At 60.9% G+C, this 25,977-nt stretch carries 28 protein-coding genes and 1 pseudogene; 13 read left to right on the top strand and 16 right to left on the bottom strand.

All coding sequences use genetic code 11. The features are described 5' to 3' along the window. Nucleotides 1-2,088: a flagellar biosynthesis protein FlhA gene (flhA, locus tag ACL2XM_RS11140; RefSeq protein ID WP_410015410.1), complete on the top strand. Its 2,088-nt coding sequence runs from the start codon at nt 1-3 to the stop codon at nt 2,086-2,088. Next, a complete protein-coding gene (locus ACL2XM_RS11135; RefSeq protein WP_413732896.1) occupies nt 2,085-2,729 on the top strand; it encodes a flagellar protein FlhE in 645 nt (214 codons plus the stop codon). The genes flhA and ACL2XM_RS11135 overlap by 4 nt, the downstream gene beginning before the upstream one ends. Here the strand turns inward: ACL2XM_RS11135 and ACL2XM_RS11130 are convergent. From ACL2XM_RS11130 to flgA, 3 genes are all read right to left on the bottom strand, one after another. Beyond that, nucleotides 2,719-3,162 (bottom strand): flagella synthesis protein FlgN, encoded by a 444-nt coding sequence (locus tag ACL2XM_RS11130; RefSeq protein WP_413732895.1) that lies wholly within the window; start codon nt 3,160-3,162, stop codon nt 2,719-2,721. The two genes, ACL2XM_RS11135 and ACL2XM_RS11130, sit on opposite strands and share 11 nt — an antisense overlap. Before the next feature lie 9 nt (nt 3,163-3,171). Continuing rightward, the gene (gene flgM, locus ACL2XM_RS11125) at nt 3,172-3,468 is read right to left on the bottom strand and encodes a flagellar biosynthesis anti-sigma factor FlgM (protein ID WP_410015407.1); all 297 of its coding nucleotides are present in this window, start codon (nt 3,466-3,468) and stop codon (nt 3,172-3,174) included. Between the two features lie 96 nt (nt 3,469-3,564). Beyond that, complete coding sequence (gene flgA, locus ACL2XM_RS11120; RefSeq protein ID WP_413732894.1) at nt 3,565-4,311, bottom strand: flagellar basal body P-ring formation chaperone FlgA; 747 nt, start codon at nt 4,309-4,311, stop codon at nt 3,565-3,567. 195 nt (nt 4,312-4,506) lie between these two features. On the opposite strand from flgA, the gene flgB reads away from it, so the two are divergent. The 11 genes from flgB to flgL all read left to right on the top strand — a co-directional run bounded on the left by flgB (nt 4,507) and on the right by flgL (nt 14,686). Beyond that, on the top strand, nt 4,507-4,917 hold the full coding sequence (gene flgB, locus ACL2XM_RS11115; RefSeq protein ID WP_410016566.1) for a flagellar basal body rod protein FlgB: 411 nt from the start codon (nt 4,507-4,509) through the stop codon (nt 4,915-4,917). Nucleotides 4,918-4,924: 7 nt separating this feature from the next. Beyond that, the gene (gene flgC, locus ACL2XM_RS11110) at nt 4,925-5,329 is read left to right on the top strand and encodes a flagellar basal body rod protein FlgC (RefSeq protein ID WP_410015405.1); all 405 of its coding nucleotides are present in this window, start codon (nt 4,925-4,927) and stop codon (nt 5,327-5,329) included. A gap of 12 nt (nt 5,330-5,341) precedes the next feature. Then, nucleotides 5,342-6,010 carry a flagellar hook assembly protein FlgD gene (gene flgD / locus ACL2XM_RS11105; protein WP_410015404.1) on the top strand — a complete coding sequence of 223 codons (669 nt, stop codon included), beginning with the start codon at nt 5,342-5,344 and terminating at the stop codon, nt 6,008-6,010. 57 nt (nt 6,011-6,067) lie between these two features. Then, nucleotides 6,068-7,273: a flagellar hook protein FlgE gene (flgE, locus tag ACL2XM_RS11100; RefSeq protein ID WP_413722611.1), complete on the top strand. Its 1,206-nt coding sequence runs from the start codon at nt 6,068-6,070 to the stop codon at nt 7,271-7,273. A 21-nt stretch (nt 7,274-7,294) separates the two neighbouring features. Next, nucleotides 7,295-8,053, top strand: coding sequence for a flagellar basal body rod protein FlgF (locus ACL2XM_RS11095; protein WP_410015402.1), 759 nt, complete (start codon nt 7,295-7,297; stop codon nt 8,051-8,053). 19 nt (nt 8,054-8,072) lie between these two features. After that, nucleotides 8,073-8,855, top strand: coding sequence for a flagellar basal-body rod protein FlgG (gene flgG, locus ACL2XM_RS11090; RefSeq protein ID WP_410015401.1), 783 nt, complete (start codon nt 8,073-8,075; stop codon nt 8,853-8,855). A gap of 270 nt (nt 8,856-9,125) precedes the next feature. Beyond that, a complete protein-coding gene (locus ACL2XM_RS11085) occupies nt 9,126-9,752 on the top strand; it encodes a flagellar basal body L-ring protein FlgH (RefSeq protein ID WP_410016565.1) in 627 nt (208 codons plus the stop codon). 93 nt (nt 9,753-9,845) lie between these two features. Continuing rightward, nucleotides 9,846-10,910, top strand: a complete 1,065-nt coding sequence (locus ACL2XM_RS11080) for a flagellar basal body P-ring protein FlgI (RefSeq protein ID WP_410016564.1) — start codon at nt 9,846-9,848, stop codon at nt 10,908-10,910. After that, nucleotides 10,910-11,884, top strand: coding sequence for a flagellar assembly peptidoglycan hydrolase FlgJ (gene flgJ, locus ACL2XM_RS11075; RefSeq protein WP_413730562.1), 975 nt, complete (start codon nt 10,910-10,912; stop codon nt 11,882-11,884). The genes ACL2XM_RS11080 and flgJ overlap by 1 nt, the downstream gene beginning before the upstream one ends. Nucleotides 11,885-12,025: 141 nt before the next feature. Then, entirely contained in the window at nt 12,026-13,672 is a 1,647-nt protein-coding gene (gene flgK / locus ACL2XM_RS11070; protein WP_410015399.1) for a flagellar hook-associated protein FlgK, read from the top strand. A 48-nt stretch (nt 13,673-13,720) separates the two neighbouring features. After that, nucleotides 13,721-14,686: a flagellar hook-associated protein FlgL gene (flgL, locus tag ACL2XM_RS11065; protein ID WP_410015398.1), complete on the top strand. Its 966-nt coding sequence runs from the start codon at nt 13,721-13,723 to the stop codon at nt 14,684-14,686. Between the two features lie 110 nt (nt 14,687-14,796). On the opposite strand, the gene fliR is transcribed toward flgL, so the two are convergent. From fliR to fliF, 13 genes and pseudogenes are all read right to left on the bottom strand, one after another. After that, nucleotides 14,797-15,582: a flagellar biosynthetic protein FliR gene (fliR, locus tag ACL2XM_RS11060; RefSeq protein WP_413732892.1), complete on the bottom strand. Its 786-nt coding sequence runs from the start codon at nt 15,580-15,582 to the stop codon at nt 14,797-14,799. A gap of 2 nt (nt 15,583-15,584) precedes the next feature. After that, entirely contained in the window at nt 15,585-15,854 is a 270-nt protein-coding gene (fliQ, locus tag ACL2XM_RS11055) for a flagellar biosynthesis protein FliQ (protein ID WP_410015396.1), read from the bottom strand. Nucleotides 15,855-15,877: 23 nt separating this feature from the next. Beyond that, on the bottom strand, nt 15,878-16,642 hold the full coding sequence (gene fliP, locus ACL2XM_RS11050; RefSeq protein WP_410015395.1) for a flagellar type III secretion system pore protein FliP: 765 nt from the start codon (nt 16,640-16,642) through the stop codon (nt 15,878-15,880). A gap of 29 nt (nt 16,643-16,671) precedes the next feature. After that, nucleotides 16,672-17,037: pseudogene (fliO, locus tag ACL2XM_RS11045) on the bottom strand (flagellar biosynthetic protein FliO); the annotation flags it as partial. After that, a complete protein-coding gene (gene fliN, locus ACL2XM_RS11040; protein ID WP_410015394.1) occupies nt 17,038-17,457 on the bottom strand; it encodes a flagellar motor switch protein FliN in 420 nt (139 codons plus the stop codon). Then, nucleotides 17,450-18,451: a flagellar motor switch protein FliM gene (gene fliM / locus ACL2XM_RS11035; protein WP_410015393.1), complete on the bottom strand. Its 1,002-nt coding sequence runs from the start codon at nt 18,449-18,451 to the stop codon at nt 17,450-17,452. The genes fliN and fliM overlap by 8 nt, the downstream gene beginning before the upstream one ends. A gap of 5 nt (nt 18,452-18,456) precedes the next feature. Next, nucleotides 18,457-18,936 carry a flagellar basal body-associated protein FliL gene (gene fliL / locus ACL2XM_RS11030; protein WP_410015392.1) on the bottom strand — a complete coding sequence of 160 codons (480 nt, stop codon included), beginning with the start codon at nt 18,934-18,936 and terminating at the stop codon, nt 18,457-18,459. 149 nt (nt 18,937-19,085) lie between these two features. After that, nucleotides 19,086-20,540, bottom strand: coding sequence for a flagellar hook-length control protein FliK (locus tag ACL2XM_RS11025; RefSeq protein ID WP_413732891.1), 1,455 nt, complete (start codon nt 20,538-20,540; stop codon nt 19,086-19,088). After that, nucleotides 20,537-20,980 carry a flagellar export protein FliJ gene (gene fliJ / locus ACL2XM_RS11020; RefSeq protein WP_410015390.1) on the bottom strand — a complete coding sequence of 148 codons (444 nt, stop codon included), beginning with the start codon at nt 20,978-20,980 and terminating at the stop codon, nt 20,537-20,539. Before fliJ ends, ACL2XM_RS11025 begins: the two co-directional genes overlap by 4 nt. A gap of 18 nt (nt 20,981-20,998) precedes the next feature. Further along, nucleotides 20,999-22,360: a flagellar protein export ATPase FliI gene (fliI, locus tag ACL2XM_RS11015; protein ID WP_410015389.1), complete on the bottom strand. Its 1,362-nt coding sequence runs from the start codon at nt 22,358-22,360 to the stop codon at nt 20,999-21,001. Then, nucleotides 22,360-23,049, bottom strand: coding sequence for a flagellar assembly protein FliH (gene fliH / locus ACL2XM_RS11010; protein WP_410015388.1), 690 nt, complete (start codon nt 23,047-23,049; stop codon nt 22,360-22,362). The genes fliI and fliH overlap by 1 nt, the downstream gene beginning before the upstream one ends. Further along, nucleotides 23,042-24,034, bottom strand: coding sequence for a flagellar motor switch protein FliG (fliG, locus tag ACL2XM_RS11005; protein WP_413722617.1), 993 nt, complete (start codon nt 24,032-24,034; stop codon nt 23,042-23,044). The genes fliH and fliG overlap by 8 nt, the downstream gene beginning before the upstream one ends. After that, complete coding sequence (gene fliF, locus ACL2XM_RS11000) at nt 24,031-25,752, bottom strand: flagellar basal-body MS-ring/collar protein FliF (protein WP_413730560.1); 1,722 nt, start codon at nt 25,750-25,752, stop codon at nt 24,031-24,033. The genes fliG and fliF overlap by 4 nt, the downstream gene beginning before the upstream one ends. Nucleotides 25,753-25,977 lie beyond the last annotated feature (225 nt).

The following is a 25,977-nucleotide window of genomic DNA, read 5'->3' as shown; positions in this document are numbered from 1 at the left end:
ATGGCCAATCTGGTAGCATTATTACGTTTGCCTTCGAATTTCAAGACTATCCAATGGCAGATCCTGGCCGGGCCGGTATTGATTCTCATGATCCTGTCGATGATGGTGCTGCCGTTGCCGGCCCTGGTGCTGGATCTGCTGTTTACCTTTAATATCGCCCTGTCGATCATGGTGCTGCTGGTGGCGATGTTTACCCGCAAAACCCTCGAGTTCGCGGCCTTTCCCACCATCCTGCTGTTTTCCACTCTGCTCAGGCTGTCCCTGAACATCGCCTCGACGCGCATCATCCTGCTGCACGGCCATTCCGGCACCGCGGCGGCGGGCCGGGTCATCGAGGCGTTTGGCCATTTCCTGGTGGGGGGCAATTTCGCCATTGGTATCGTGGTGTTTATTATCCTGGTGGTGATCAACTTTATGGTGATCACCAAGGGGGCGGGACGTATCGCCGAAGTTGGGGCGCGTTTCGTGCTCGACGGCATGCCCGGCAAACAAATGGCCATCGACGCCGACCTCAACGCCGGCCTGATCGGCGAGGAGGAAGCTAAGAGCCGGCGCAGCGAAGTGACCCAGGAAGCGGATTTCTACGGCTCCATGGACGGGGCCAGTAAATTTGTGCGCGGCGACGCCATCGCCGGCCTGATGATCATGGTGATCAATGTGATCGGCGGGCTGCTGGTGGGCATGATCCAGCACGGCATGAGCCTGGGCAACGCGGCGGAAAGTTATACCCTGCTGACCATCGGCGACGGCCTGGTGGCGCAGATCCCGGCGCTGGTGATCTCCACCGCCGCGGGCGTTATCGTCACCCGCGTGGGCAGCAACGAGGACGTCGGCCAGCAAATGGTCGGCCAGCTGTTCAATAATCCGCGGGTGATGCTGCTGAGCGCCTGCGTGCTGGGGCTGCTCGGGCTGGTTCCCGGTATGCCCAACCTGGTGTTTTTATTCTTTACCGCCATGCTGCTGGGACTGGCCTGGTGGCTGCGTGGCAAGACCATGGACGGTCCCGCGGCCGAGGCGCCGCCCGCGGTGGCGCAGCAGGAAAACGCCTTCGCCAAGGAAGCCAGCTGGAGCGATGTGCAGCTGGAGGATCCGTTGGGCATGGAGGTGGGGTACCGTCTGATCCCCATGGTGGATTTCCAGCAGAACGGCGAGCTGTTGGGCCGTATCCGCAGTATCCGCAAAAAATTCGCCCAGGAAACCGGTTATCTCCCGCCGGTGGTGCATATCCGCGATAACCTGGAGCTGCAGCCCGCCAGTTACCGTATCCTGCTGAAAGGCGTTGAAATGGGGCGCGGCGAAGCCTACCCCGGTCGCTGGATGGCGATTAATCCCGGCGGCGCGGCGGGAGAACTGGCCGGCGACGTGACCCGCGATCCGGCGTTCGGCCTGCCGGCGGTCTGGATTGACAGCGCCCTGAAAGAGCAGGCGCAGATACAAGGCTACACCGTGGTCGAGGCCAGTACGGTGGTGGCCACCCATCTCAACCATCTGATCGGCATCCATGCCAGCGAATTGCTGGGCCGTCAGGAGACGCAGCAGTTGCTGGAACGCGTTACCCAGGAAATGCCGAAACTGACCGAAGACTTTATTCCCGGCACCCTGTCGCTGACGATTTTTCATAAAGTATTGCAAAACCTGCTGGCGGAAAGCGTGCCGATCCGCGATATGCGCACTATTATCGAAACCCTGGTCGAACATGCCCCGGTGCAAAAAGATCCGGCGGAGTTGACGGTCGTGGTGCGGGTGGCTCTGGGACGGGCTATTACCCAGCGCTGGTTTCCGGGCGACAGCGAAATCCAGGTTATCGGCCTGGATCTGGCGCTGGAGCGCGTCCTGCTGCAGGCGTTGCAAAGCGGCGGCGGACTGGAGCCGGGCATGGCGGATCGCGTGCTGGCCCAGGCCAGGGACGTATTGGCGCAGCAGGAAAACCTGAACGCGCCGCCTGTATTGCTGGTCAACCATAGCCTGCGCCCGCTGCTGGCGCGCTTTCTGCGCCGTACTCTGCCGCAGATGGCGGTGCTCTCCAACCTGGAGGTCAGCGACCAGCGGCAAATCCGCATGACCTCCATGCTGGGCGCCACCCAGTGACCGGGCGGCGGCAGCGGGTCAGGCGTCGTCCGCTGGCGGGGTATCTGGTTGCGGGGTATCTGGTTGCGGGCGCGCTAACCGGCCTGGCGCCGCTGGCCGCCGCCATGCCCGCACCGGGCAATGGCGTGCCGGTCGCCGGGGCGGCGCTTGGCGTCAGCGCGCGAGTGGTGGCGCCGGGGGGCGGTACGGGCCCTGTCCGTATGCCGCCTGCGGATCTTGCCGCGCGGCGCGCGGCGCCGGACGCCCCCGCGGGTTTTGGCCATCAGATCAAGGGCGGCGCGCAGGGAGGATGGCAGGGGACAGGGCAAATGCTGGTGCTTTCCCAGCGCGGCAGCGCCAAAAGCAGCCCGCCGATGCGCCCCTTCGCGCCTTTACCGACCGGGGTGCGCGTCACGTCGATCAACTGGCGGATAGAAACCGGGCGGCCATTGCCGTCACAGGTTGTTCTGGCGCTCTGCATGCCGGGGAAATGTGTTTATCTGGACGGCCTGGCCGGGCGCAGCGACGCCATGGCTGGCCAGCCCGCGGACAATCCGGTGACGCTATTGATACAAGTCGCTGGGCGCGGGGTGATAAATCAACCGCTGATAGTAAACCGCTACCAGGTGCTGGTGAATTACCAGGGAGACATTAAACGCTGAATTTGCGCCCGAGCGCGCTGCCGCCCAGGGCCTGGCCGTCGGGGCCGTACATGCGGCGCTGGGTTTGATATTCATCCAATACCGATAATACCTGATCGTTATGCTTAAGGTGCTGCGCCAGCAATAAACCGTTACGGTAGTTATTGCGGCTGAGATCTTCCGTCAGGCGCGTGATGGCCAGCCAAATCTGGTGCAGGCCGGGATGCGGCTCATAAGGAGGATTGCCGGCGTCGCTGGCTTGCGCCTGCTGCTGGCGGTGGTGATCCACATACTGCAGGGTGGTTAACTGCTCGTTTTTGTTTTCCGTCACCCGGTGCAGCAACGCCGTATTCACCTGGCCGGCGCTCAGTAAACGCTGTTCTTCCACCAGGGTCAGTTCCAATTGCTGCAAAATACCCAGCATCCGGGCGCAGATCTGTTCCAGTTCGTTCATGGCGGTCGCTTATTCATCCAGCATCGATTGCGTTTGCGCGATCAGCGCATCGGCAATTTTGCCGGTATCTATTTTTAATTCGCCGTTGCGGATCGCCTGCTTCAGGCTTTCCACCTTGGCGACGTTGATGTCATTGCTGCCGGGCTGGCGCAGTTGCGCCTGGGCATCGCTCAGCTTAACCCGCGTCTCTTCGCCGGGCGTGACGGCGGGAGCGGCGGCCTTGGCTTTCGGCGACTGGACAGTACCCTGGTCGTTACCCGGCAGGGTGGACAGGGGTCGTATCGGGCGCGTACTTTCAATACTCATACAATCTCGCTTAGGTAGGGGATAAATGGTGCTAAAGGCTTATCCTGAATTATCGGTCAAATTACCCAAAGCTTTAATTTTTAATCAGCGCGGCCGTTAAGGCTCAATGCGGATGCCGCCATCAGGGGTGACCTGGCCGACGACCATCTGGCCGGACTCCATCCGCACCCGCAGGCGATCGTTGACCGCCGCGTTGCCCATCGCCTTGCCGGTGCCTTGCACCGAAAATCCATCGCCCTGCGCCGTGACCTGCACGGGCTGGCCGGTTTTGACCAGCCAGGGACGACGCAGCATGGCGGCGGTCAACACCTGACCGCTGCCCAGGGCACGTTCGCTGAGACTTCCGTAGACCCAGGCCATATCGGTGAGCGGCGTCACGGACATGTTGTCCACGCGCCCGGTCTGCCAGACGACATCGCCCTGCGCCAGCGTCTGGTTCGCGGAAATGGCGCGGGCGGTGACCAGATAGCGATCCGTGACCTGCACCTCGGCCTGCACATAGCGTTTTTGATTGCCGCAGATCACCTGGACACTGATATTCCCCCGGGCGCGATTATTGGCGGGCAATGAAAACTGCGGCTGTTCGCAGTCCGGCCTGCGGGCGGCCGGCGTTTTTACCACCACCTTTAGCTCGACCGGCGGCGAGGCATATTGCCGCAGTAAAAAATCGGTCAGTCCCTCGGTAAGGCGATCGGCCGCCCGGGCGCCGGTGGACAACAGCAGGGCGCCCGCCATGCCATACAAAAAACCGTTGGCTACGCGCCGCGCCGCCATACGCCAAGCACCGCGCGCCGGCGCCCGCGTGGGTTCGCCCTCCGGCTGTTGTCTGTTTTGTCCGCTCACGCCATGACCTTGTCGGTGGAGGAATTGCTGTTATCCGCTTCTTTGCGCGATAACCCCGGAAAACAAGTGTACCGGTCCCCGTTTGCCGCCAATGGGTAAATTAGCGCTGCAATTCATGCTTATTCCAACGATAGGGAAGGGAATGTTGCGTCTAAGCTGGCAAGCATAAATCAGTATAGCCTTCTTAGGATAATGATGATCGATAAGCTTGATGCCGCCCTGCAATTCCAGCAGGAAGCCCTCAACCTGCGCGCGCAGCGTCAGGAAATTCTTGCCGCCAATATCGCCAATGCCGATACCCCGGGCTATCAGGCGCGCGATATCGATTTTGCCAGCGAATTAAACAAAGCGATCACGCAGGGACGCGCCAGCGGCAACTCACTGTCGTTGACCACCACGTCGACGCGCCATATCGAGGCGTCCACCTCCACCCCCGCCGCCAGGGAACTATTATACCGCGTGCCGGACCAGCCGGCACTGGACGGCAATACCGTGGACATGGATCGCGAAAGAACGCAGTTTGCCGAAAACAGCCTGCAATATCAAACCGACCTGACGGTACTGGGCGGACAGATTAAAAACATGATGTCGGTGCTACAGGAGTAAATAGCCCATGGGTATGACTTCGATTTTTGCTATTTCCGGATCGGCGCTTACCGCGCAATCCCAGCGGATGAACGTGGCCGCCAGCAACCTGGCCAACGCGGACAGCGTCACCGGGCCGGACGGCCAGCCCTACCATGCCAAGGAAGTGGTGTTCCAGGTCGCGGCGCCCGCCGGGCAAGAAATAGGGGGCGTGCAGGTCAGCGGGGTGGTGGAATCGTCGGAAGCGGAAAAACTGGTCTTCCAGCCGGGCAACCCCATGGCGGATGAAAAAGGCTATGTGCGGATGCCGAATGTCAACGTGGTCGATGAGATGGTGAACAGCATGTCTGCCTCGCGCAGCTACCAGGCCAATATTGAAGTGCTGAACACCGCCAAAACCCTGATGCAAAAAACCCTGACGCTGGGTCAATAATCGGAGCAACCCATGAGCACCACCGTTAACACCAATAACACCACCGCTACGTCCGCCGCCACCAGTACCAGTAGCAGCAGCGCAGACCTGCAGAATCAGTTTCTGAAGCTGCTGGTGGCGCAGTTGCAAAACCAGGACCCGACCAATCCCATGGACAACGCGCAACTGACCACGCAACTGGCGCAGATCAGCACCCTCAGCGGCATTGAAAACCTCAATACCACCCTGGGGTCGATTTCCGGTCAGCTGACCACCAGCCAGTCGCTGCAGGCGTCCACCCTGGTCGGCCACGGCGTGATGATCGACGGCAGCGGCATTCTGGTGGGCGCCGATAGCTCCACCACGCCGTTCGGCGTGTCGCTGGATAATGCGTCCGCCACCACCACCGTCACCGTTAAGGATTCCGCCGGCACCGTGGTGCGCACCGTCGATCTCGGCGCGCAGACCGCCGGCGTGCATAGCTTTTCCTGGGACGGGACCAACGATGCCGGCGCCGCCGTACCGGAAGGGGCCTACACCTTCACGGTGGCCGCGACAACGGCGGCCGGCGCCAGCGTGGTGAGCACGCCGCTGCAATACGCCGCGGTCTATGGCGTGAACAACAATGCCACCGGCGGCACGGAGCTGAACCTTGGCCTGGCCGGCAACATCACGCTGGATAAGGTTCGTCAAATCATCTAATGGGCACGGGCGCCGTCGAGCGCGGCAGGCCGGGTGTTTTTACCACAGGAGAGTCAAATGGGTTTTTCACAAGCGGTCAGCGGGTTGAATGCCGCCTCAAATAATTTAAACGTTATCGGTAACAATATCGCCAACTCCGAAACCAGCGGCTTTAAATCAGCTTCCGTGTCCTTTGCCGATGTCTACGCCAGCTCCCAGGTGGGGCTGGGGGTCAAGGTGGCCTCGGTGTCGCAGAATTTCAAGGACGGCACGGTGAACACCACCGATAATAATCTGAACGTGGCGATTTCCAACAGCGGCTTTTTCCGCCTGACGGACGCCAGCGGTTCGGTGTATTACTCCCGAAACGGCGATTGGCATCTGGATCCTGAGCGCAACCTGGTTACCACCAGCGGCCTGAACGTGACCGGCTATGCCGCCACCGGCACGCCGCCGACCATACAGCAGGGCGCCAATCCGGTTAATCTCACCATCCCGACCACCGGCATGACGGCGAAAGCCACCACCACCGGCTCTATGACGCTGAAACTCAACTCCGGCTCGGCGATACTCGACGACACCAAGTTCAGCGCCGCCGATACCACCTCCTATAGTTTTGCGCAGCCGCTGACCACCTACGACAGTCTCGGCAATCCGCATAATATGAGCTTTTATTTTGTCAAGACCGCGGATAACACCTGGAAAGTGCATAGCATCGACGGCAGCGACAGCACCGGCACGGTCGACGATCTTGGCACCCTGTCCTTCGACACCAACGGCCAACTGACCGGCACCGATAATTTTAATGTCGCTATGAGCGGCGTTAACGGCTCCCTCGCCGGCGCATTCAATATCAGCTTTAAGGGTTCCCAGCAGCAGTACACCACGACCAGCAGCGTCAGCGGCCAGGATCAGAACGGCTATTACGCCGGCGATCTGACCAAGTATGCCATCAATGACGACGGCACCATCACCGGCACCTACTCCAACGGCCAGAACCAGTTGCTGGGACAAATCGTGCTGGCCAACTTCGCCAATCCTCAGGGGCTGAAATCCGACGGCAATAACGTCTGGACCGCCACGTCCGCGTCAGGGCAGGCCGTGGTCGGCACCGCCGGCAGCGGTAATTTCGGTTCGCTGACCCCGGAAGCGCTGGAAAGCTCCAACGTCGATCTGAGCAAGGAGCTGGTCAATCTGATTGTCGCCCAGCGCGATTATCAATCGAACGCGCAGACCATCAAGGCGCAGGACACGATTATGCAAACGCTGGTCAACTTAAGCTGACCACTCTGACGGAATAAGCCAATGGATCACGCAATTTATACCGCTATGGGCGCCGCCGGCCAGACCCTTGACCAGCAGGCGATCATTACCAATAACCTGGCCAACGCCTCGACGCCGGGGTTTCGCGCGCAGCTGTTCGCCATGCGGGCGGTGCCCATCGAGGGCCAGACCCTGCCGACGCGCACGCTGGTGGTCGCCTCGACCCCCGGCGCGCTGATGACCCAGGGGCCATTGGATAACACCGATCGCCCCCTGGATGTGGCGGTTCAGGATCAGGGCTGGCTGGCGGTGCAACTGCCCGACGGCACCGAGGCCTATACCCGTAACGGTAATATGCAGGTGGACGCTACCGGCCAATTGCTGATCCAGGGATATCCCGTCATGGGGCAAGGCGGTCCGCTGACGGTGCCGACCCAATCGGCCATTACGGTTGCGGCCGACGGTACCGTTTCGGCGCTGGGCGACGGCGACGCGCCCAACACCATCGGGCCGGTAGGGCAGCTTAAGCGGGTTAAACCCGCCGACGACAGCCAGCTGGAGCGCGGCGACGACGGCTTATTTCATCTTACCGCCGCCGCCAGCGCCGCGACGGGAGGAACCTTGCCCAACGACGAGACCATTAAGGTCATGCCCGGCGTGCTTGAAGGCAGTAACGTCAACACCGCGGAAACCCTGGTGGATATGATTGGCAGCGCCCGGCGTTTCGAAATGCAGATGAAGGTTATCGCCGATGTCGATCAAAACGCGGAGCATGCCAACCAGTTGCTTTCACTTAGCTAATTTTCGGGAGTATTAACGGATGATCCGTTCATTATGGATTGCCAAAACGGGTCTGGATGCACAGCAGACCAATATGGATGTGATTTCCAATAACCTGGCGAACGTCAGCACCAACGGCTTTAAACGCCAGCGGGCGGTATTCGAGGATTTGCTGTACCAAACGGTACGCCAGCCTGGCGCGCAGTCGTCGGAACAAACCACCCTGCCTTCCGGATTACAGCTGGGCACCGGGGTACGGCCTGTCTCTACCGAACGCCTGCACAGCCAGGGCAATCTTCAGCAGACGGAAAACACCAAAGACGTCGCCATTAACGGCAAAGGTTTTTTTCAGGTGCAAATGCCCGACGGCACCACCGCCTATACCCGCGACGGTTCGTTCCAGGTCAATCAAAACGGCCAGTTGGTGACCTCCAGCGGCTATCTTATCCAGCCGGCGATTACCGTGCCGGAAAATGCCCTGACCGTCGCAGTGGCCCGTGACGGGGTGGTGAGCGTCACCACCCAGGGGCAGGCCGCCGCCAGCCAGGTCGGCCAGCTCACGTTGAGTAATTTTATCAACGAGGCCGGTTTGCAGAGCCTGGGCGAAAATCTCTATCAGGAAACCGACAGCTCCGGCGCGCCGAATGAATCCACGCCGGGCCAGAATGGCGTCGGATTGTTGTACCAGGGGTACGTGGAAACCTCCAACGTCAATGTGGCGGAGGAATTGGTGGACATGATCCAGGTGCAGCGCGCTTATGAAATCAACAGCAAAGCCGTTACCGCCTCTGATGCCATGCTGCAAAAGCTGACGCAGCTCTAAACCGGGTAAAGGCATAGGTTACGTTGTAACATTAAATCAGCATTTCGTTACAACGTAACATATCGCCGATCATGGCGGATTTTTTTAAGTGACGGTGTCACTATTAACCGCGCTTCGCGGCGGCTGATTTGCCGGCCAGGATAGACAGGTCATATGAAACTGAAAAAGAGTACCTTTGCATCGCCAGCAGCCAGGCCGGCGTTTCCGGGCCGGCCTCTGGCGCGCGTACTGGCGGCGCTCGGCCTGTTGACGCTGCAGGGCTGTGCGTATATGCCCCATAAAAACCTGGTGGAAGGCGAAACCAGCGCCCAGCCGGCGCCGGCTTCAATGCCCATTGCCAATGGATCGATTTTCCAGGCGGTGCAGCCGATGAACTACGGTTACCAGCCCTTGTTCGAGGACCGGCGGCCGCGCAACGTCGGCGATATCCTGACCATCACCTTGCAGGAAAACGTCAGCGCCAGCAAAAGCTCCTCCGCCAATACGGCGCGCAAGTCGTCCAATACGCTCAACCTGGCCACCACGCCCGCCATGCTGACCGGCGCCATCGGCAACGGCAAGGTGGATCTGGACGCCGCCGGCACCAATGATTTTGACGGCAAGGGTGGCGCCACCGCCAAAAATACCTTTACCGGCACTATTACCGTGACCGTGCAGCAGGTACTGGCCAACGGCAACCTGAAAGTCGTGGGCGAAAAGCAGATCGCCATTAACCAGGGCGCCGAATATATTCGTTTTTCCGGCATCGTCAACCCGCGCACCATTAACGGCAACAATGCGGTGGTATCCACCCAGGTGGCGGACGCGCGCATCGAATACGTCGGCAAAGGCTATATCAACGAAGCGCAGGAAATGGGCTGGCTGCAGCGCTTCTTCCTTAATATTTCACCCTTTTAACAGGCGGCCGGCACCATGCGGATTTCAACTTTACCCTTACGGTTAACCGCCGCCATCGCCGGGCGGTATCTCGCCTGCGCGCTGGCGCTGGCAATGTGCCTACAACCGGCCGGCGCGGAGCGCCTGCGCGATCTGGTGGATATTCAGGGTGTTCGCGATAACCCCTTGATCGGCTACGGGCTGGTGGTGGGGCTGGACGGCACCGGCGACCAGACCACGCAAACGCCGTTTACCACCCAAAGTCTGACCAATATGCTTTCGCAGATGGGCATTACGGTCCCCAGCGGCACCAATATGCAGCTGAAAAATGTGGCTGCGGTAATGGTGACCGCCAATTTCCCGGCGTTTGCGCGCGCCGGCCAGAATATCGACATCGTGGTTTCGTCCATGGGATCGGCTAAAAGCCTGCGCGGCGGCACGTTGCTGATGACGCCGCTAAAGGGATCGGATAACCAGGTCTATGCCCTGGCGCAGGGCAATTTGCTGGTGGGCGGCTCGGGCGCCTCGTCCGGCGGCAGCAAAGTGCAAATCAACCAGCTGGCCGGCGGGCGCATTAACAACGGCGCGGTGATTGAGCGCGAGCTGCCCAGTACCTTCGGCGCCAGCCGCGTCCTGACGCTGCAGCTCAAGCAGGAAAATTTCAGCCTGGCGCAGCGCATCAGCGACGCCATTAACGGCCAGAACGGCATGGGGATCGCCCGCGCCCTGGATGCGCGCACCATCGAGCTGCAGATGCCGGCCAATAACAGCAGCCAGGTCCGTTTCCTGGCGCAAATCCAGGATATCAATATTGCCATGGGTGAGATGGATGCCAAGGTGATTATCAATTCACGCACCGGTTCGGTGGTGATGAACCGTAACGTGATGCTGGACACCTGCGCCGTGGCCCAGGGCAACCTGTCGGTGGTGGTGAATAACCAGCAAAACGTCAGCCAGCCGGATACCCCGTTTGGCGGCGGCCAAACGGTGGTGACCAATCAAACGCAGATTTCGGTTAACCAAAGCGGCGGCTCGCTGCAGCAGGTCACTTCCAGCGCCAGCCTGAACAACGTTATCCGTACCCTTAACTCCCTGGGCGCCACGCCCAATGACCTGATGTCGATTTTGCAGGCTATGCACAGCGCCGGGTGCCTCCAGGCGACGCTGGAGATCATCTGATGGAGCTTAACGCCACCACCGATTTTTCATCCGCCGCCTATGACGTCAAGTCGCTGCAAAAGCTGCATAACCAGGCGGCGCAGTCCTCGCCGCAGGCGCTGAATGCGGTGGCGAAACAGGTGGAGGGTCTGTTTGTACAGATGATGCTGAAAAGCATGCGCGCCGCGCTGCCCAAGGGCGGGGTATTCTCAAGCGACCAAACGGAACTGTTCACCAGCCTCTACGACCAGCAGATGTCCCAACAGCTCACCGCCAAGGGGCTAGGCCTGGCGGATATGATGGTTAAACAGCTTGGCGGTCAGAACGCCGCGGCGGAGGCGGCGAAAAATCCCGTTCCCGCAGCCCTTTCCCAGGCCGATACGCCGGTCAGCGCCAACGTCATTAACGCGCAATTTATGTCGCCCGCGCTGCTGGGGGAATACTGGCGACGCGATCGTCAGCAATCCGCGCCGGCGCCGGTGGCGGCAACGCCCGGCGGGGCAAGTTTTACCGAACGCCTGTCGATCCCGGCGATGATTGCCAGCCGGCAAAGCGGCATTCCCCATCACCTGATTATGGCGCAGGCGGCGCTGGAATCAGACTGGGGCAAGCGGGAAATTCCCGCCGGCGACGGCAAGACCAGCTTCAACCTGTTCGGCATCAAAGCGTCCGACGACTGGCAGGGCAAGACCACCACCATCACCACGACGGAATACCAGAACGGCCAGGCGGTGAAGGTGCAGCAGAAATTCCGGGTCTATGACTCCTACCTGGACGCCCTGGGCGACTATATTCATGTCCTGACGAACAACCCGCGTTATCGCGAGGTGGTGAACGCCGTCCAGCCGGAGGCCGGGGCCTATGCGCTGCAGCGCGCCGGCTACGCCACCGATCCGGCCTACGCCGCCAAGCTTATCCGGATTATCACCCAATTGAAGCACGGCGCCCAGGAGGCGGCCAAATCTTACGGTAGCGATCTGGGCGGGCTGTTCTAGGCGAGCGGGGGCGCGTGGTTTTTTTGCCGCGGCGCTCAAGTTTGTCCCGGTGCGGACGATATAGATATATAGATATAAAGGGTGGAGCGCGCCGTCGCAGGTGAACCGGGCGTCATCGTCTCCCCGGCATAAGGAAAAACGATGTCCAATACGTTAGTGAATATTGCCTCCAGCGGCATCCAGGCCGCGCAGGCCGCGCAGAACGCGGTGGCGAACAACATCAGCAATGTGTACGTCCCGGGTTATAATCGCCAGACTGCGCAGCTGTCGGAAAAACTGACCAGCGGCATTTCCGGCAACGGCGTCTCGGTGACCGGCGTCAGCCGCGCTTATGATTCCCTGGTGGTGAACCAGCTGCGCTCCGCGTCGTCTACTTATGCCGCCTCCAGCAGTTATTACGACCAGATTTCGCAAATCAACACCCTGCTGTCGAACACCGACAGCGATCTGTCCACCATGGTCAGCACGTTTTTCAGCAGTATCCAGTCGCTGAGCAGCAACGCGCAGGACAACGCGGCGCGCCAGACGGTGATCAGCAGCTCGCAAAGCCTGGTCAACCAGTTTAAAAGCGCCAACACCTATCTGCAGAATATGGACGACGGCATCAATCAGCAGCTTTCCTCCAGCGCCGATCAGATCAACGTTTACGCCAAGCAAATCGCCAATCTTAACGATCAAATCGTGCGCCAGGGCGGGGGCGACACGTCCAATGCCCTGCTGGATCAGCGCGATCAACTGGTCAGCGAGCTTAACGGCATCGTCGGGGTAACGGCCAGCGTCCAGGATAATAATTCGGTTAACCTGACCTTCGGCAACGGCCTGACGCTGGTGCAGGGCAGCAGCGCCTACCAGGTCAAGGCGGTGACGTCAAGCGCCGACCCGTCGCGCAGCACCCTTGCTTACGACCGTGGCACCGGCACCCCCAGCGAAATTGATGAAAAAAGTCTGACCACCGGCAGCGTCGGCGGTTTGCTCAGCTTCCGCTCCGGCGCCCTGGACGATGCCCGCAACCGCCTCGGCCAGATTGCCCTGGGACTGGCCGGCAGCTTTAATGAGACGCATAAACTCGGTGTTGATCTTAACGGCGATGCCGGTGAGGATTTTTTCAGCTTCAGCGACCCTACCGTCAGCGCCAACAGCAAAAATACCGGCACCGCGGTGATGACCGTCACCTACAGCGATACCAGCGCGGTCAAGGCCAGCGATTATAATGTCAAATATTCCGGCGGCGCCTGGCAGGTAACGCGCGCCAGCGACGGTGCTGCCGTCGCCCTCACGCCCGCGCCCGTCACCGACGCCGCGGGCAATACCACCATGAGTTTCGACGGGCTTAGCGTCGCCATCAGCAGCGGGGCGGCGAGCAACGATAAATACACTATCAATACCGTCAGCAATGTCATCAACAGCCTGAACGTGGCGATTACCGACCCGGCCAAGATTGCCGCCGGTCTCGACGACAGCGCCGGCGGTGAAAGCGACAACCGCAACGCGAAGGCGCTGCTGGCGCTGCAAACCACCAAAGTGATCGGCGGAACGGCGACGATCAGCACGGCCTACGCGACGCTTGTGAGCAATATCGGTACTAGTACCAGCAACGCCGACGTGACCAGCACCGCGCAATCCAATATCGTCGATCAACTGACCGAGCGGCAACAATCCATCTCGGGCGTTAACCTGGATGAGGAGTATATCGACCTCACGCGTTATCAGCAGTATTACCAGGCCAATGCCAAAGTGCTCAATACCGCCAGCGATGTGTTTAATTCGCTGTTGTCGGCGCTCAGTTAAACGGCCCGCGGGCCACTCATTTACGTCTAAGCGGAAAGGATAAACACCATGCGTTTAAGTACCAGCATGATTTATCAGCAGAATCTGAACAGCATTACCAACGCCTACGGCAAATGGCAGGCCACCGGCACCCAGTTGGCCACCGGCAACCGGGTGAATTCCCCGGCCGACGATCCCATCGCCGCATCGCAGGCGGTGGCCGTCAACCAGATGCAGGCGCAGGGTGCGCAATATTCCGCGGCGCGCAGCACATCCGAGGCCAGCCTGTCGCTGGAGAGCACCGTTCTCGATCAGGTGACCACCGCGATCCAGGGTATCCAGACGCTGCTGGTGCAGGCCGGGGACGGTACCCAGGGCGATTCGGACCGGCAGTCGCTGGCGACCAAGCTGCAATCCTATAAGGATCAGCTGCTGACGCTGGCCAATACCCAAGATTCCAACGGCAACTATATGTTCGCCGGATATAAGACCGAGACCGCGCCATTTGTGCAGGATGCCGACGGCAACGTCACCTACGTCGGCGGCACCGAGCCGGTCAGCCAGGACGTGGATTCGAGCCGCACCATGACTATCGGCGATACCGGCAAGACGGTTTTTGACAGTCTGGCCGCCGGTTATACCGTCGAACCGGACAGTACTGCCAGTGAAACCAACGTATTCAATTCCATCAACCTGGCGCTGAACGCGTTGAACACGCCCCAGGACGACGCGGATGACGCCACCCGCGCCCAGTACACCGCCGATATGGCCAAGGCCCAGCGCGGCATGGCCAACTCGCTGGATAACGTCTTGTCGGTGCAGTCGTCGACAGGCAGCAAACTCAATGAACTGGACACGCTCGATACCATCGGCACCGATCGGACCACTATCTATACCACCCGGCTTAACGATTTGATTGGCGCGGACCCCTACCAGGTGATTTCCGATTACAGCAAACAGCAGGTGGCGCTGCAGGCGTCCTACGCCACGTTTAACGCCATGCAGAAGCTGTCGCTGTTCCAGACCAATCAATAACCAGGCACCAAACCCGTCCGGTGGCTCTGGCGGGTAATTTTGGGCGGGTAATCATGTGTGCCGGCCCTGTTGGTATGCCATTCGGGTAACGACGGATGGCATACCTTTTTTTATCCCTTGGGCATTTCCGCCAGGATATCCGCCAGCAAATCGAAGGTTTCCCCCATCAGTTTTTCACTGTAGGGCGCCAGCAGCGGCAGCAGCAGGCCGAAGGTGAGGATGCCGATGGTCAGGGTGAGCGGAAAACCCACCACAAACACGGTCAGCTGCGGCGAAACGCGGTTCAGCAGGCCGAGCGCGATATTCAGCGTCAACAGCAGCGTAATCATCGGCAGGGCCAGCATCAGGCCGTTGATGAAAATCATGCCGGCGGCGCGGGACAACGCCATAAACGCGTTGGCGTTCAGCGGCAGGCCGGATACCGGCAGGGAATGAAAGCTGTCCGCCAGCAGTGAAAGCATCCACAGATGGCCGTTCAGGCTGGTGAACACCAGCAGGGAAAGCAGATTAAGCAATTGCGCCAGCACCGGCATATTCAGGCCGCTGGCCGGGTTGAAAAAGGTGGCGAAGGACAGCCCCATCTGCAGACCTATCACTTCGCCGGCCATGCGGATGGCGGCAAAAGCAAACTGCATGGTCAGCCCCAGCGCGGTGCCGATCAGGATTTGCTCCGTCGCCAGCCAAAAGCCGGCGATGGAAAACAACGGCGTGTTGATGGGCGGCAGGCCGGGCGACAGCACCAGGGTCACCATCAGGCCCAGGCCCAGCTTGACGCGCGCCGGAATGATTTTTTCGCTAAACAGCGGCGCGGTGCCGATAAGCGCGAGGATACGCACCAGCGGCCAGAAATACTGGCCGATCCAGAATGCGAGCTGCGTGGTATCCAGTTGCAGCATCGTCAGCCGGCGAGCGCGGGCAGGCTGGTGAACAGCGTGCGCATATAGTCCAGGATCAGGTTGAGCATCCAGGGACCGGCAATCACGATAGTGGCCACCACCGCCAGTATTTTGGGGATAAATGATAACGTCATTTCATTGATCTGGGTGGCGGCCTGCAGCAGGCTGATGATAAGGCCGCTGAACAGGGCGGCCATCAGCAGCGGGGCGGCCAGCGCCAGCGCCACTAAGATTGCCTCGTGGCCCAGGGCCATTACCGATTCCGGCGTCATAATCTTGCCTGTCTTGTTAAGGGTTAAGTATAGAAACTCTGCGCCAGGGAACTCAGCAGCAGCTGCCAGCCGTCCACCAGCACAAATAACATGAGTTTAAAGGGCAGGGAGATGGTGGCGGGCGGCACCATCATCATGCCCAGCGCCATCAGTACGCTGGCGACCACCAGATCGATAATCAGGAAGGGAATAAAAATGGTAAACCCGATCTGAAAGGCGGTTTTCAACTCGCTGGTGACATAAGCCGGCAGCAGGATGCGCATGGGCACCGCTTCCGGGCCATCGAGCGGCGGCGCCTTGGCCAGCCGGGCAAACAGGGCCAGATCCGCTTCGCGCGTCTGGCGCAGCATAAAGGCGCGCAGCGGCTGCGCCCCTTTTTCCAGCGCGGCCTGCATGCTGATTTTGTTTTCGCTTAACGGCAAGTAGGCTTCGTCGTAAATGGTATTGAATACCGGCGCCATAATAAAAAAAGTCAGGAACAGCCCCAGCCCCAGCAAAACCTGGTTGGGGGGCGCGGAAGGCGTGCCGATGGCGCTGCGCAGCAAGCCCAGCACGATAATGATGCGCGTAAAGCAGGTCATCATCAGCAGCGCGGCCGGGATAAAGGTCAGCGAGGTAAGGAATACCAGCGTCTGCACCGGCAGCGACCAGTTTTGCCCGCCGCCCGCCAGCGGCTGGCTGATGATGCCGGGCAGTTGCGCCCAACCGCACGGGGCGACGGCCAGCAGCGCCAGCCCAAGAACGATAAGCCGGCCGTTTCCGGGCCGGCAGAGACACAACCTGTTCATCGGGCGTTCCCCGTCCTTTGCATCACCTGGCGCAGCCGCTGGCGAAAGTCCGGCGGCGCAACGCCGTTGTCCGTGGCGTCGGGCGGCGCGGGCAGGGTATGCAGCGGTGTAATCTGCTGCGCGGTAACCCCCAGCACCAGCCAGGTGCCCTCGACCTCCACCATCACCACGCGCTCACGCTGGCCCAGGGAGCAGCTGGCCAGTATTTTCAGCCGTTGCGATTGCCTTGCCGCGGGCGCCAGGCCCAGCTTACGCACCACCCAGGCGCCGAGGAGGATAACCAGCAGGATGGCGCCCAAGGCGCCCGCTACCTGGGTAAGGGCGCCCGCGCCGTTAAATTCATGGGCGGCGGGAGGCGAGGCGTGGGCCGTGACGAGGGGCTGGGCGGCGGTCATTTAGCGGCTCAACCGGCGCATGCGTTCGGAGGGCGTAATGATATCGGTAATGCGCACGCCGTATTTATCCGCCACCACCACGACCTCGCCCTGGGCAATCAGATAGCCGTTGATCAAAATATCCAGCGGCTCGCCGGCCAGGCCGTCCAGCGCCACCACCGAGCCCTGCGACAGCCGCAGCAGTTCCTTGATGGTCATTTTGGTCCGTCCCAGCTCAACGGTAAGCTTGACCGGGATATCCATAATCATATCGATATCCTGCAAGGGGCCGGCATTATCCTCGGCGGTCAACTGGTGGAAAATACCGTCGGTGGATGCCGGTGATTCCTTGCCGGCGGACTGCTGCTCGTCGAATGCCTCCGCCCACAGATCGTCGGCGGACGGCGTATCTGCGCCGGACGGATTCTTAGGGTCACTCATCGGGCTGTTCCTCATTAAGGGAGTTCAATACGGGGTTAATAAGTTGTTTTACGCTGAGCGCGTACTGACCGTTCAGGGTGCCGTAGGTACTGGTCAGCACCGGCACGCCGTCCACATGGGAAATCAGGTAATCGGGTTTGTCGATTGGCAGCACGTCGCCGGGCGCCAGTTTGAGGATTTCCGACAACCGCAGCGAGACCTCGGCAAAATTCGCCACCAGCTCCAGCTGCGTATGCTGGACCTGCTTCACCAGGTTTTCCCGCCAGCCCTGGTCTTCCACCCGGGAATATTCGAGCGGCGGATTGGTCAGCAGTTCCCGTAACGGTTCAATCATGGAAAACGGAATGCAGATATAGAATTCGCCCACCATCGAGCCGATTTCCACATGAAACGGCGTGGTGACCACGATATCGTTAGGCGAAGTGGTGATATTGGTGAATTTCACCTGCATTTCGGCGCGCACGTATTCCACATGCAGTTTATAAATGGCGTTCCAGGCGTCTTCATAGCCGTCCAGCGCCAGTTTCAGCATACGGCGGATCACCCGCTGCTCGGTATGGGTAAATTCCCGGCCCTCGACCTTGATGGGAAAACGGCCGTCGCCGCCGAACAGGTTATCGACCGCGATAAACACCAGGCTGGGCGAAAACACCAGCAGGGCGGTGCCGCGCAGCGGTTTGAGGTGGATAAGGTTCAGATTGGTGGGCACCGGCAGGTTACGGGCGAAATCATGATAAGGCTGGATCTTGATGGCGCCGACGGTAATATCCGGGCTGCGCCGCAACAGGTTAAATAATCCCATGCGAAACGAACGCGCAAAACGTTCGTTGATGATTTCCAGCGCCTGCAGCCGTTCGCGCACCACCCGCCGCTGGGTATTGGGATTATAGGGTTTGACATCGTTTTCAATACCCGCGCTGACCGGCTGCTGTTCACCGTCGTCGCCATTGAGCAGCGCATCGATTTCGGCCTGGGATAATATGCTATCGCCCATGATGTTCAGCGCAGGATAAAGGCAGTGAAAAGGACATCATTCACAACGGGCCGAGGCTGGCCCGCCACCAAGGGTTCACTCAAAGTCAATTTAATCTGCTCGACCAACTGCTGTTTACCCTTATCATTTGCCAGCGCCTCCGCGTCCTGGCGGGACAGCAGCAGCAGCATGCGGCTGCGTACCGTCGGCATAAAATCAATCATCGCCTTGCGTGTGGGTTCGTCGGGCAGGCGCAGCGTCAGGCCGATGTAGAGCACGCGATCGGGATCGTTGGCCGGATTGACCAGGTTCACGGTGAACGTGTCCAGCGATAAAAATATCGGTATCGGCGCCACGGGCGCCGGGGCCTCCAAAGCTGTCTGACCGGGCAGGCGATGCTGCCACCAAAGGTAACCCGCCGCGCTGCCAGCAGCCAGGGCAATGACCACCAGGGCCATCAGCCATTTTGATTTTTTCCGAGCCGAAGGAAGCACATTTTGTGACATAACGATTAGGTATTCCTGTAAGCGTGACGGCATTTTTCCATGGCGACTGCCGTAAAATGCCGGTTATTGACGGTAATTATCCCGTCTCCCGCGTAATTCAATAGCGCGAATAGGCGCGGTAATTTGCCTTAACTTGCCCGTTTGCAGCATCAGGCGAAGGTATCTATGCCGGCGGCGCGACGGCCGGTGGCCGCGGGCGCAACAACGCCGCTGGCGTTCCCGGCGACGGCGTCAATGGTGAATCTCGATGCCGCGCGGGCATTGCCTGCGGCCTCGTGCCCGGCGCCGCCCCAATTGGGCGTGGCATCGCTGCCGACGCTGCTCTGGCCCAGATGGATACCGCTTTCCGCCAGGGAAGCGCGCAGCTGCGGCAGGGCGTCTTCCAGGGCGGAACGCACCTGGCTATGTCCCGAGACCAGATGGATTTGCGCCTGGTTGTTGCCGTCCATGCGCAGGCTGATCTGCAGGGCGCCCAGATTGTCCGGGTGTAAACGCAGCTCGGCGTTCTGCTGGCCGTTGCGCAACTGCATCAATACCTGCTGGCCGATGGCCTGGCGCCATTCGTCGCTGCCAAGCTGGGCGCTGATAAGCGCGGGGGCAGGCGCTGCGGGGGTGGTGACGGCCGCATCGGCGGCGCTCAGCGTAGGTGTGACCGGCGCCGTGGCGCCAGGCATGGACACGTCGGACAGGACGCCGGTGGTTTTTTTCAGGAGCAGGGCAGTGACGGCCGCCGGGTCGGTCCCTTCTTTAGCGCTATCGGTGCCGGCGGCGATCGCCGGATTGACCGGCGAGCCGGTGGCGGCGGTGGCGGCCGGCGGCGGTAATCCCGCATCGGCGACGGGCGATGGCTTGCCCTTGGTCGCCGTGGCGGCGGGGACGGTTTTCAACTCAGGCGCCGTGGCGTCGACGGTCTTGGCGGAAACGAAACCCGCCACCAGGGCTGCCGGCGACGTCAACGGCGGCGTCGCGGCGGCGTCGTCCGGGGTGATAACGGTATTCTGCGCGTTGTCCGCCGTGGCGGCGGCGTTATTCGTCCCGACGCTCGGGGCGGCGGCGTTTTCGGCCTGGGCCAGTGGCACTGTCGCCACGGCGATGTCGCTGTTCTGGGCGGCAGCGGCGCTCAAGGCGGCAGCGGCGCTATCGGTATTCGCGGTGACGCCGGCGGCGGCCACGGACGTGTCAGCAACCGTCGGGCGGGTCAATGCCAGCAACGCCATCAGGGCGGCGGCGTCGCTGTTCAGGACCGGGTCCGCTTCCTGTGCCGTCGCCGCCGGCATGGCGGCTGGCGCGGTGGCGGTATCGCCGGCGGATGGCGGCAACGTCTCGTTCACGGCGCCGGCCGGGACATCGCCGGTCAGCTTGGCCGCCAGCTTTTCCGCCAGCAGGTCGGGACGTGCCGGTTCGGCCGTGGTCGCGACGGGAGCGTCCTCTGCGGCGTCGGCCTGGGCGCTGCCGGCGTCGGCTGCCGGCGCCGGCCGCTGGCGGTCGTTAACCTTGCCGCTCAGCATGGCGCTGAAATCCGGGGCGGCGTTGCCGGTGTTTTTAGCGCCGTTGCCGCCGGCCGTATCCTGCATGGAAGCAATGTCACTGACTGCGACTATCATGAGTGTTTCCTCGCGCACGCCCGTTGGGCGAACTCATCCATTCGTTTTTGATCCTGGCGGTTATCATGCGCCAGCTGAAGCTGTTGATGACGCGTATGCAACGTCACCAATGCGTTAAGGCGCTGATGTTTGTTCTGCCAGACCTGAACCGCCTGCTGCAGCCGCAGGCTCCATTGTTCCAGCAGGGTGCGGTGCTGTTCGATGGCGGTTTCCAGCGTGATGATAAACTGCTGATAGTTGTACCAGCTGGCCGAAGCCATGCCTTCGGTCATGCCACGCTGTAGTTTCTGCCGGTATTCCCGTTCATATTCCTGTAGCTGCTCCAGCTGTTTACGGGCCAGTTGATGGGATTGGCGGATTTGCCCCAGGCGGATCGCCGCCTTGTCCAGTTCTTCTTTTGCCCGTTCGCGCAAAACGTCCAGCGGTGCATTACTTTTCATTGATCCTCGTTAACCGGCTTAACTGAATAATCCCTGCAATTGCTCGCAGGCCGACAGATATTCGCAACGCTGATGCATGTCCTGCTGTAAAAAAGCCTCGATGGCCGGATAAAGCGCGATGGCGCGATCGAGCTGCACGTCGCTGCCGGCGGCGTAGGCGCCGACGCTGATTAAATCCCGGTTGCGCTGGTAACGCGACAGCAGTTGCTTAAACTGCCTGACCAGCGTTTCCTGCGCCGCGGGCACGATGGCGGTCATGGCGCGGCTAATGGAGGCCTCGATGTCGATGGCCGGATAATGGCCGGCCTCGGCCAGCTGGCGCGATAGCACGATATGGCCGTCAAGTATGGCGCGCGCGGCGTCGGCGATGGGATCCTGCTGGTCGTCGCCCTCGGTCAGCACGGTATAGAAGGCGGTAATGGAGCCGCCGCCGCTGATACCGTTGCCGGCGCGCTCCACCAGCGCGGGCAGGCGCGCGAACACCGACGGGGGATACCCTTTGGTGGCCGGCGGCTCGCCGACCGCGAGGGCGATTTCACGCTGCGCCATGGCGTAGCGGGTCAGGGAATCCATGATCAGCAGGACATGGCTGCCGCGATCGCGGAAATCCTCGGCGATGCGGGTGGCGTAGGAGGCGCCCTGCATGCGCAGCAGGGGCGACACGTCCGCCGGGGCGGCGATAACCACCGAGCGCGCCAGGCCCTCCCGGCCCAGGATATTGTCGATAAAATCCTTCACTTCGCGTCCGCGCTCGCCGATAAGCCCCACCACGATCACATCGGCCTGGGTATAACGCGCCATCATGCCCAGCAGTACGCTTTTACCTACGCCGGAGCCGGCAAAAAGCCCCATACGCTGACCGCGCCCGACGGTAAGCAGGGCATTGATGGTGCGCACGCCGACGTCGAGCACATCGTAAATCGGCGTGCGCTGCAGCGGATTGACCGGCGCAGTGTTCAATGACGCGCGGTATCCGGTATCCGGCAGCGGCAATCCGTCCAGCGGCTTGCCGCTGCCGTCCAGCACGCGGCCAAGCAGGGCGGTGCCGAGCGGCAGCTGCTTGCCGTTCTGGCCGTCTGCGCGCCGGCGCGCATAGACACGCGCGCCCGGCACAATGCCTTCCACTTCCTCAAGCGGCATCAGGAACAGCTTATCGCCGTTGAAGCCAACGACCTCGCAGTCGATTTCCTCGACCATGCCGGCGTCGCCCTGGCGCTCAATCAGGCAGGGCGCGCCCAGAGGCAACTGCAGGCCGGTGGCTTCCATAATCAGGCCGGTAGCGCGGGTCAGCCTGCCGTAATGCCTGATCTGCGGCGTGGCGGACAAACGTTGCTCCAGCGTATCCATGGCGTCCAACCAGCGGCCCAGACGGGTGGCCATTAGACGTCTCCCGGCGCGGCCAGGCGGCATAGTTCATGCCAGCGGGTGGCGAGACTGGCGTCGATATCGCCCTCCGGCGAGGTGACTTTACAGCCGCCGGGATGCAGTTCGTCGTCGGGGATCAGCCGCCAGCCGTGCAGTTTCAGTGTCGCGCCCAGATGCTGTTCCACCAGCGCCACCTGTGCCGGATGCACGCGCAGCTGCGGTTTGCCGCTCAGGAGCGGCTCCTGCTGCAGTAAACGCTGGATAAGGCGCAGCATGGCGTCTCCGCCGCCGGCCGGCTCCTGGCCCAACACCTGGCGGGCGGCGGTCAGCGCCAGCTGTGCGAGCCGTTCGGCCACCACGGTGTCAAGGGAGTCAAGGGAATGCTGGAACTCGTTGACCAGCATTTGCATTTGCGCGACGGCGGGCTGCTGGTCGCGCTGTATCTGCAGCAGGCCTTCCTCTTGCCCGGCGCGCAGCCCGGCCTGGTAACCTTCCTGCTGCCCCTGTTTAACGCCTTCCGCGTAGCCGCTGCGGTGCGCTTCCTGTTTGGCCTGGTTGCGCAGGGCGTTGATTGCCGCCTGCTGGATTTGCGTATCGTCCGCCTGGGCGTCCAGTGCGATCGGCAGCATGTCCGCCGGCACCGGACTTGCCAGGTCGTTTAATGCCCAAGGGCGCCAGGGTAAGTGGTTAAATGCATCAGACATACGTATCCTCCCCGCCACCGATCGCCATTTCGCCGCTTTCCGCCAGGCGGCGGACAATCAGCAAAATCGCCTTTTGTTCGTTCTCTACCTGCGACATACGTACCGGGCCACGGGTGGCCAGATCGTCGCGCAGGATCTCGGCCGAGCGCTGCGGCATATTGCGCAGGAACTTCTCGCGCAACGGCGGCTGGGCATTTTTCAGGGCAATCAGCAGGGACTCCGATTCCACTTCTTGCAACAACCGCTGGATGCTGCGGTCGTCCACGTCCACCAGATTTTCGAACAGGAACATTTCGTCGATGATTTTTTGCGCCAGTTCGTGGTCGTAGCCGCGTACCGCGTCGATGACGGATTCTTCCTGCTGCGTTTTCATCAGGTTGATAATCTCGGCCGCGGTGCGCACGCCGCCCATTTTGCTGCGTTTCAGGTTCTGGCCGTCCAGCAGGCCGTTTAGCACCTCGGTCAGCTCCGCCAGCGCGGCCGGCTGCACGCCGCCGAAGGTGGCGATACGCAGCATGACGTCGTTGCGCAGTTTTTCGTCAAACAACGCCAGGATATCGGCGGCCTGCGAGCGCCGCAGGTGGACCAGGATGGTGGCGATAATCTGTGGATGCTCTTCATGGATTAAATCCGCCGCATTCTGCGGCTCCATAAAGTTGAGGGTTTCCATGCCGGTGGTGGTTTCGCGGGTTTCGAGGATATCCTCCAGCAGGCTGGAGGCGCGTTCCTCGCCGAGCGCCTTGATAAGCACAGTGCGCAGGAAATCGCCGGCATTCACGCTGAGCGCGGCATACTGCTCGGACTCGGCTTCGAACTCTTTCAGCACCTCCAGCAGTTCCTGATGCGAGGTCTGGTGCATATTGGCCATGGCGTTGCTCAACTGCTGCACTTCCCGGGCCGACAGATGTTTGAAAACCTCCGCCGCCCGGTCTTCGCCCAGGGTCATCAATAACACGGCGCTTTTTTCGGTTCCGGTCATGCTCATTGTTCGCTGCTCATCCATTGGCGGATAACTAACGCCACGATACGGGGATCCTGATCCGTCATATCGCGGATCCGTTGGGTACGCGCCTCGGTGTTTTCCCGCTGCTGCGCCCGTTTCTGATCTTCTTGCTGATCGCGGCTGAGCCTGACCACCACATCCTCGGCGGCGGGGGATGCCGACGCCATCGCGCCTGCGCCCGCCTCCTTCACCGGCGCCTCGGGTTTAACCCGAAGCAGCGGTTTAACCAGCTTACGCCATAGGATCCATGCCACCAGCAGCACCAGCAGCCAGCGTCCCGCGGTCAACAGGCTGTCGAAGAAGGACGCCTGCTGCCAGAACGGCAGCACGCCGCCATTGTCTTCGGTGGTGACAAACGGCGTATTCACCACGTTAAGACTATCGCCGCGATCGGCGGAGAACCCCATCGCCTCGCGGGTTAAATCCTCAATCTGCTTGATCTGGTCCGGCGTAAGCGGCGTGCCGGGCTTACCGGCCTCGCCGGGCAGGTAGTTGACCACCACCGCCACTGACAGACGCTGCAAGTTACCCTCGCTGCGTTTTACATGCACTACCTTATGATCCAGCTCATAATTGATGGTTTCATCATGCCGGGTATTGGACGGTGTGGCGGTGGCCTTGGACTGGGCGGCGTTTTGCCCACTGACGCCGGCGCGGGCGCCAGGCGCGGTAGTCTGGCCGTTAGTATTGGCCACCGGCGGCTTATCAATGGGGGCCACGGCGGTGGGGGCCGGTTGGTTGGATAACGCGCCGGGCACGCCGCCCAACGGCGAACCGCCCAATTGCTCGCTTTGCGCCACCTGTTTGGAGCGAATGGCCGAGTTATCGTCGCGCCCGTTCGGCTGATACTGTTCCTCGGTCTGTTCGTGGCTGTCGAAATCGATTTGCGCCGTCACCTGGGCATGCACGTTGGCGCTGCCCACCACCGGCGCCAGAATGGTTTCGATGCGGCGCTGGTAGCGGTTTTCCAGCTCATTGTTGAATTTCAGCTGGGTCGCGTTCAGCGCGCGGCCGTTGGCGTCGGCTTGGGTCAACAGATGCCCCTGCTGATCCAATACCGTGACGCTTGCCGGCGGCAAACCGGCCACGCTGCTGGAGATCATATAGACGATGGCGTTAACCTGGCCGTCATCCAGCGCGCGGCCCGGCTGCAGGTTCAGGGTCACCGACGCGGAGGGGTTTTTCTGTTCACGCACAAACAGCGACGGCTTAGGCAGCGCCAAATGCACCCGCGCCGACTGTACCGGTCCCAGGGTTTCGATGGTGCGCGCCAGCTCGCCTTCCAGCGCCCGCTGGTAATTGATCTGCTCGCTGAACTGGCTGATGCCGAATTTTTCCTGATCAAGCAGCTCGAAGCCCACCGAGCCGCCCTTCGGCAGGCCGAGGCTGGCCAGTTTCAGGCGGGTTTCATGCACCGACTCGCTCGGCACCAGCACGGCGGTGCCCTGTTCGGTAAAACGGTAGGGGATATTCATCTGCGTCAGCTGCGCGACGATATCGCCGCCGTCGCGATCGCCGAGATTACTGTACAGCACCCGATAATCGGGGCTTTTTGCCCATAGTGCCAGTACCACCACAACCGCTATCATCGCGGCGGCGGCAATTGCCGCGGATATTTTAGGATGGCTGCGCAGCCGCTCCAGCATCGGCATGAACGGATTCTTGCCCTGTCCGGTAGAACCGTTTTTAACCGTACTCATCGCATCATTCCGCCATGAGTTGAACGGTATTGCTTAATCGCTGATAACAAATCACTCTCCCTGCGGTGCTTAACGGGCATAGCCGGCGGTCATCATATAAATGTGGATGCCATTATTTGCCTTTAGCAACACAATCGATGGCTGAAATAACCGGGTGTTTTAGCGTTATTTAGCGCCTTAGGCCGCCAAGGGTTCTGCTAAGGTAGCAGCCAACGTTAAAATTGA

Source organism: Sodalis sp. RH20 (assembly GCF_047324205.1).
Classification (GTDB): Bacteria; Pseudomonadota; Gammaproteobacteria; order Enterobacterales; family Enterobacteriaceae; genus Acerihabitans.
Note: the sequence above shows the minus strand (reverse complement) of the source record. Positions and strands in the feature narration are given on the sequence as shown.

What these genes read in the sequence shown, in the direction of transcription:
- ACL2XM_RS11080 (WP_410016564.1), top strand. Translation starts at nt 9,846, where the DNA reads ATGTGCCTACAACCGGCCGGCGCGGAGCGCCTGCGCGATCTGGTGGAT.
- fliQ (WP_410015396.1), bottom strand. Translation starts at nt 15,854, where the DNA reads ATGACGCCGGAATCGGTAATGGCCCTGGGCCACGAGGCAATCTTAGTG.
- ACL2XM_RS11025 (WP_413732891.1), bottom strand. Translation starts at nt 20,540, where the DNA reads ATGATAGTCGCAGTCAGTGACATTGCTTCCATGCAGGATACGGCCGGC.
- ACL2XM_RS11130 (WP_413732895.1), bottom strand. Translation starts at nt 3,162, where the DNA reads ATGAACGAACTGGAACAGATCTGCGCCCGGATGCTGGGTATTTTGCAG.
- flgG (WP_410015401.1), top strand. Translation starts at nt 8,073, where the DNA reads ATGATCCGTTCATTATGGATTGCCAAAACGGGTCTGGATGCACAGCAG.
- flgB (WP_410016566.1), top strand. Translation starts at nt 4,507, where the DNA reads ATGATCGATAAGCTTGATGCCGCCCTGCAATTCCAGCAGGAAGCCCTC.
- fliH (WP_410015388.1), bottom strand. Translation starts at nt 23,049, where the DNA reads ATGTCTGATGCATTTAACCACTTACCCTGGCGCCCTTGGGCATTAAAC.
- flgL (WP_410015398.1), top strand. Translation starts at nt 13,721, where the DNA reads ATGCGTTTAAGTACCAGCATGATTTATCAGCAGAATCTGAACAGCATT.
- ACL2XM_RS11095 (WP_410015402.1), top strand. Translation starts at nt 7,295, where the DNA reads ATGGATCACGCAATTTATACCGCTATGGGCGCCGCCGGCCAGACCCTT.
- flgK (WP_410015399.1), top strand. Translation starts at nt 12,026, where the DNA reads ATGTCCAATACGTTAGTGAATATTGCCTCCAGCGGCATCCAGGCCGCG.
- flgC (WP_410015405.1), top strand. Translation starts at nt 4,925, where the DNA reads ATGGGTATGACTTCGATTTTTGCTATTTCCGGATCGGCGCTTACCGCG.
- flhA (WP_410015410.1), top strand. Translation starts at nt 1, where the DNA reads ATGGCCAATCTGGTAGCATTATTACGTTTGCCTTCGAATTTCAAGACT.
- fliI (WP_410015389.1), bottom strand. Translation starts at nt 22,360, where the DNA reads ATGGCCACCCGTCTGGGCCGCTGGTTGGACGCCATGGATACGCTGGAG.
- flgD (WP_410015404.1), top strand. Translation starts at nt 5,342, where the DNA reads ATGAGCACCACCGTTAACACCAATAACACCACCGCTACGTCCGCCGCC.
- fliN (WP_410015394.1), bottom strand. Translation starts at nt 17,457, where the DNA reads ATGAGTGACCCTAAGAATCCGTCCGGCGCAGATACGCCGTCCGCCGAC.
- flgJ (WP_413730562.1), top strand. Translation starts at nt 10,910, where the DNA reads ATGGAGCTTAACGCCACCACCGATTTTTCATCCGCCGCCTATGACGTC.
- flgM (WP_410015407.1), bottom strand. Translation starts at nt 3,468, where the DNA reads ATGAGTATTGAAAGTACGCGCCCGATACGACCCCTGTCCACCCTGCCG.
- fliL (WP_410015392.1), bottom strand. Translation starts at nt 18,936, where the DNA reads ATGTCACAAAATGTGCTTCCTTCGGCTCGGAAAAAATCAAAATGGCTG.
- ACL2XM_RS11085 (WP_410016565.1), top strand. Translation starts at nt 9,126, where the DNA reads ATGCCCCATAAAAACCTGGTGGAAGGCGAAACCAGCGCCCAGCCGGCG.
- fliJ (WP_410015390.1), bottom strand. Translation starts at nt 20,980, where the DNA reads ATGAAAAGTAATGCACCGCTGGACGTTTTGCGCGAACGGGCAAAAGAA.
- fliM (WP_410015393.1), bottom strand. Translation starts at nt 18,451, where the DNA reads ATGGGCGATAGCATATTATCCCAGGCCGAAATCGATGCGCTGCTCAAT.
- fliR (WP_413732892.1), bottom strand. Translation starts at nt 15,582, where the DNA reads ATGCTGCAACTGGATACCACGCAGCTCGCATTCTGGATCGGCCAGTAT.
- fliG (WP_413722617.1), bottom strand. Translation starts at nt 24,034, where the DNA reads ATGAGCATGACCGGAACCGAAAAAAGCGCCGTGTTATTGATGACCCTG.
- flgE (WP_413722611.1), top strand. Translation starts at nt 6,068, where the DNA reads ATGGGTTTTTCACAAGCGGTCAGCGGGTTGAATGCCGCCTCAAATAAT.
- fliF (WP_413730560.1), bottom strand. Translation starts at nt 25,752, where the DNA reads ATGAGTACGGTTAAAAACGGTTCTACCGGACAGGGCAAGAATCCGTTC.
- fliP (WP_410015395.1), bottom strand. Translation starts at nt 16,642, where the DNA reads ATGAACAGGTTGTGTCTCTGCCGGCCCGGAAACGGCCGGCTTATCGTT.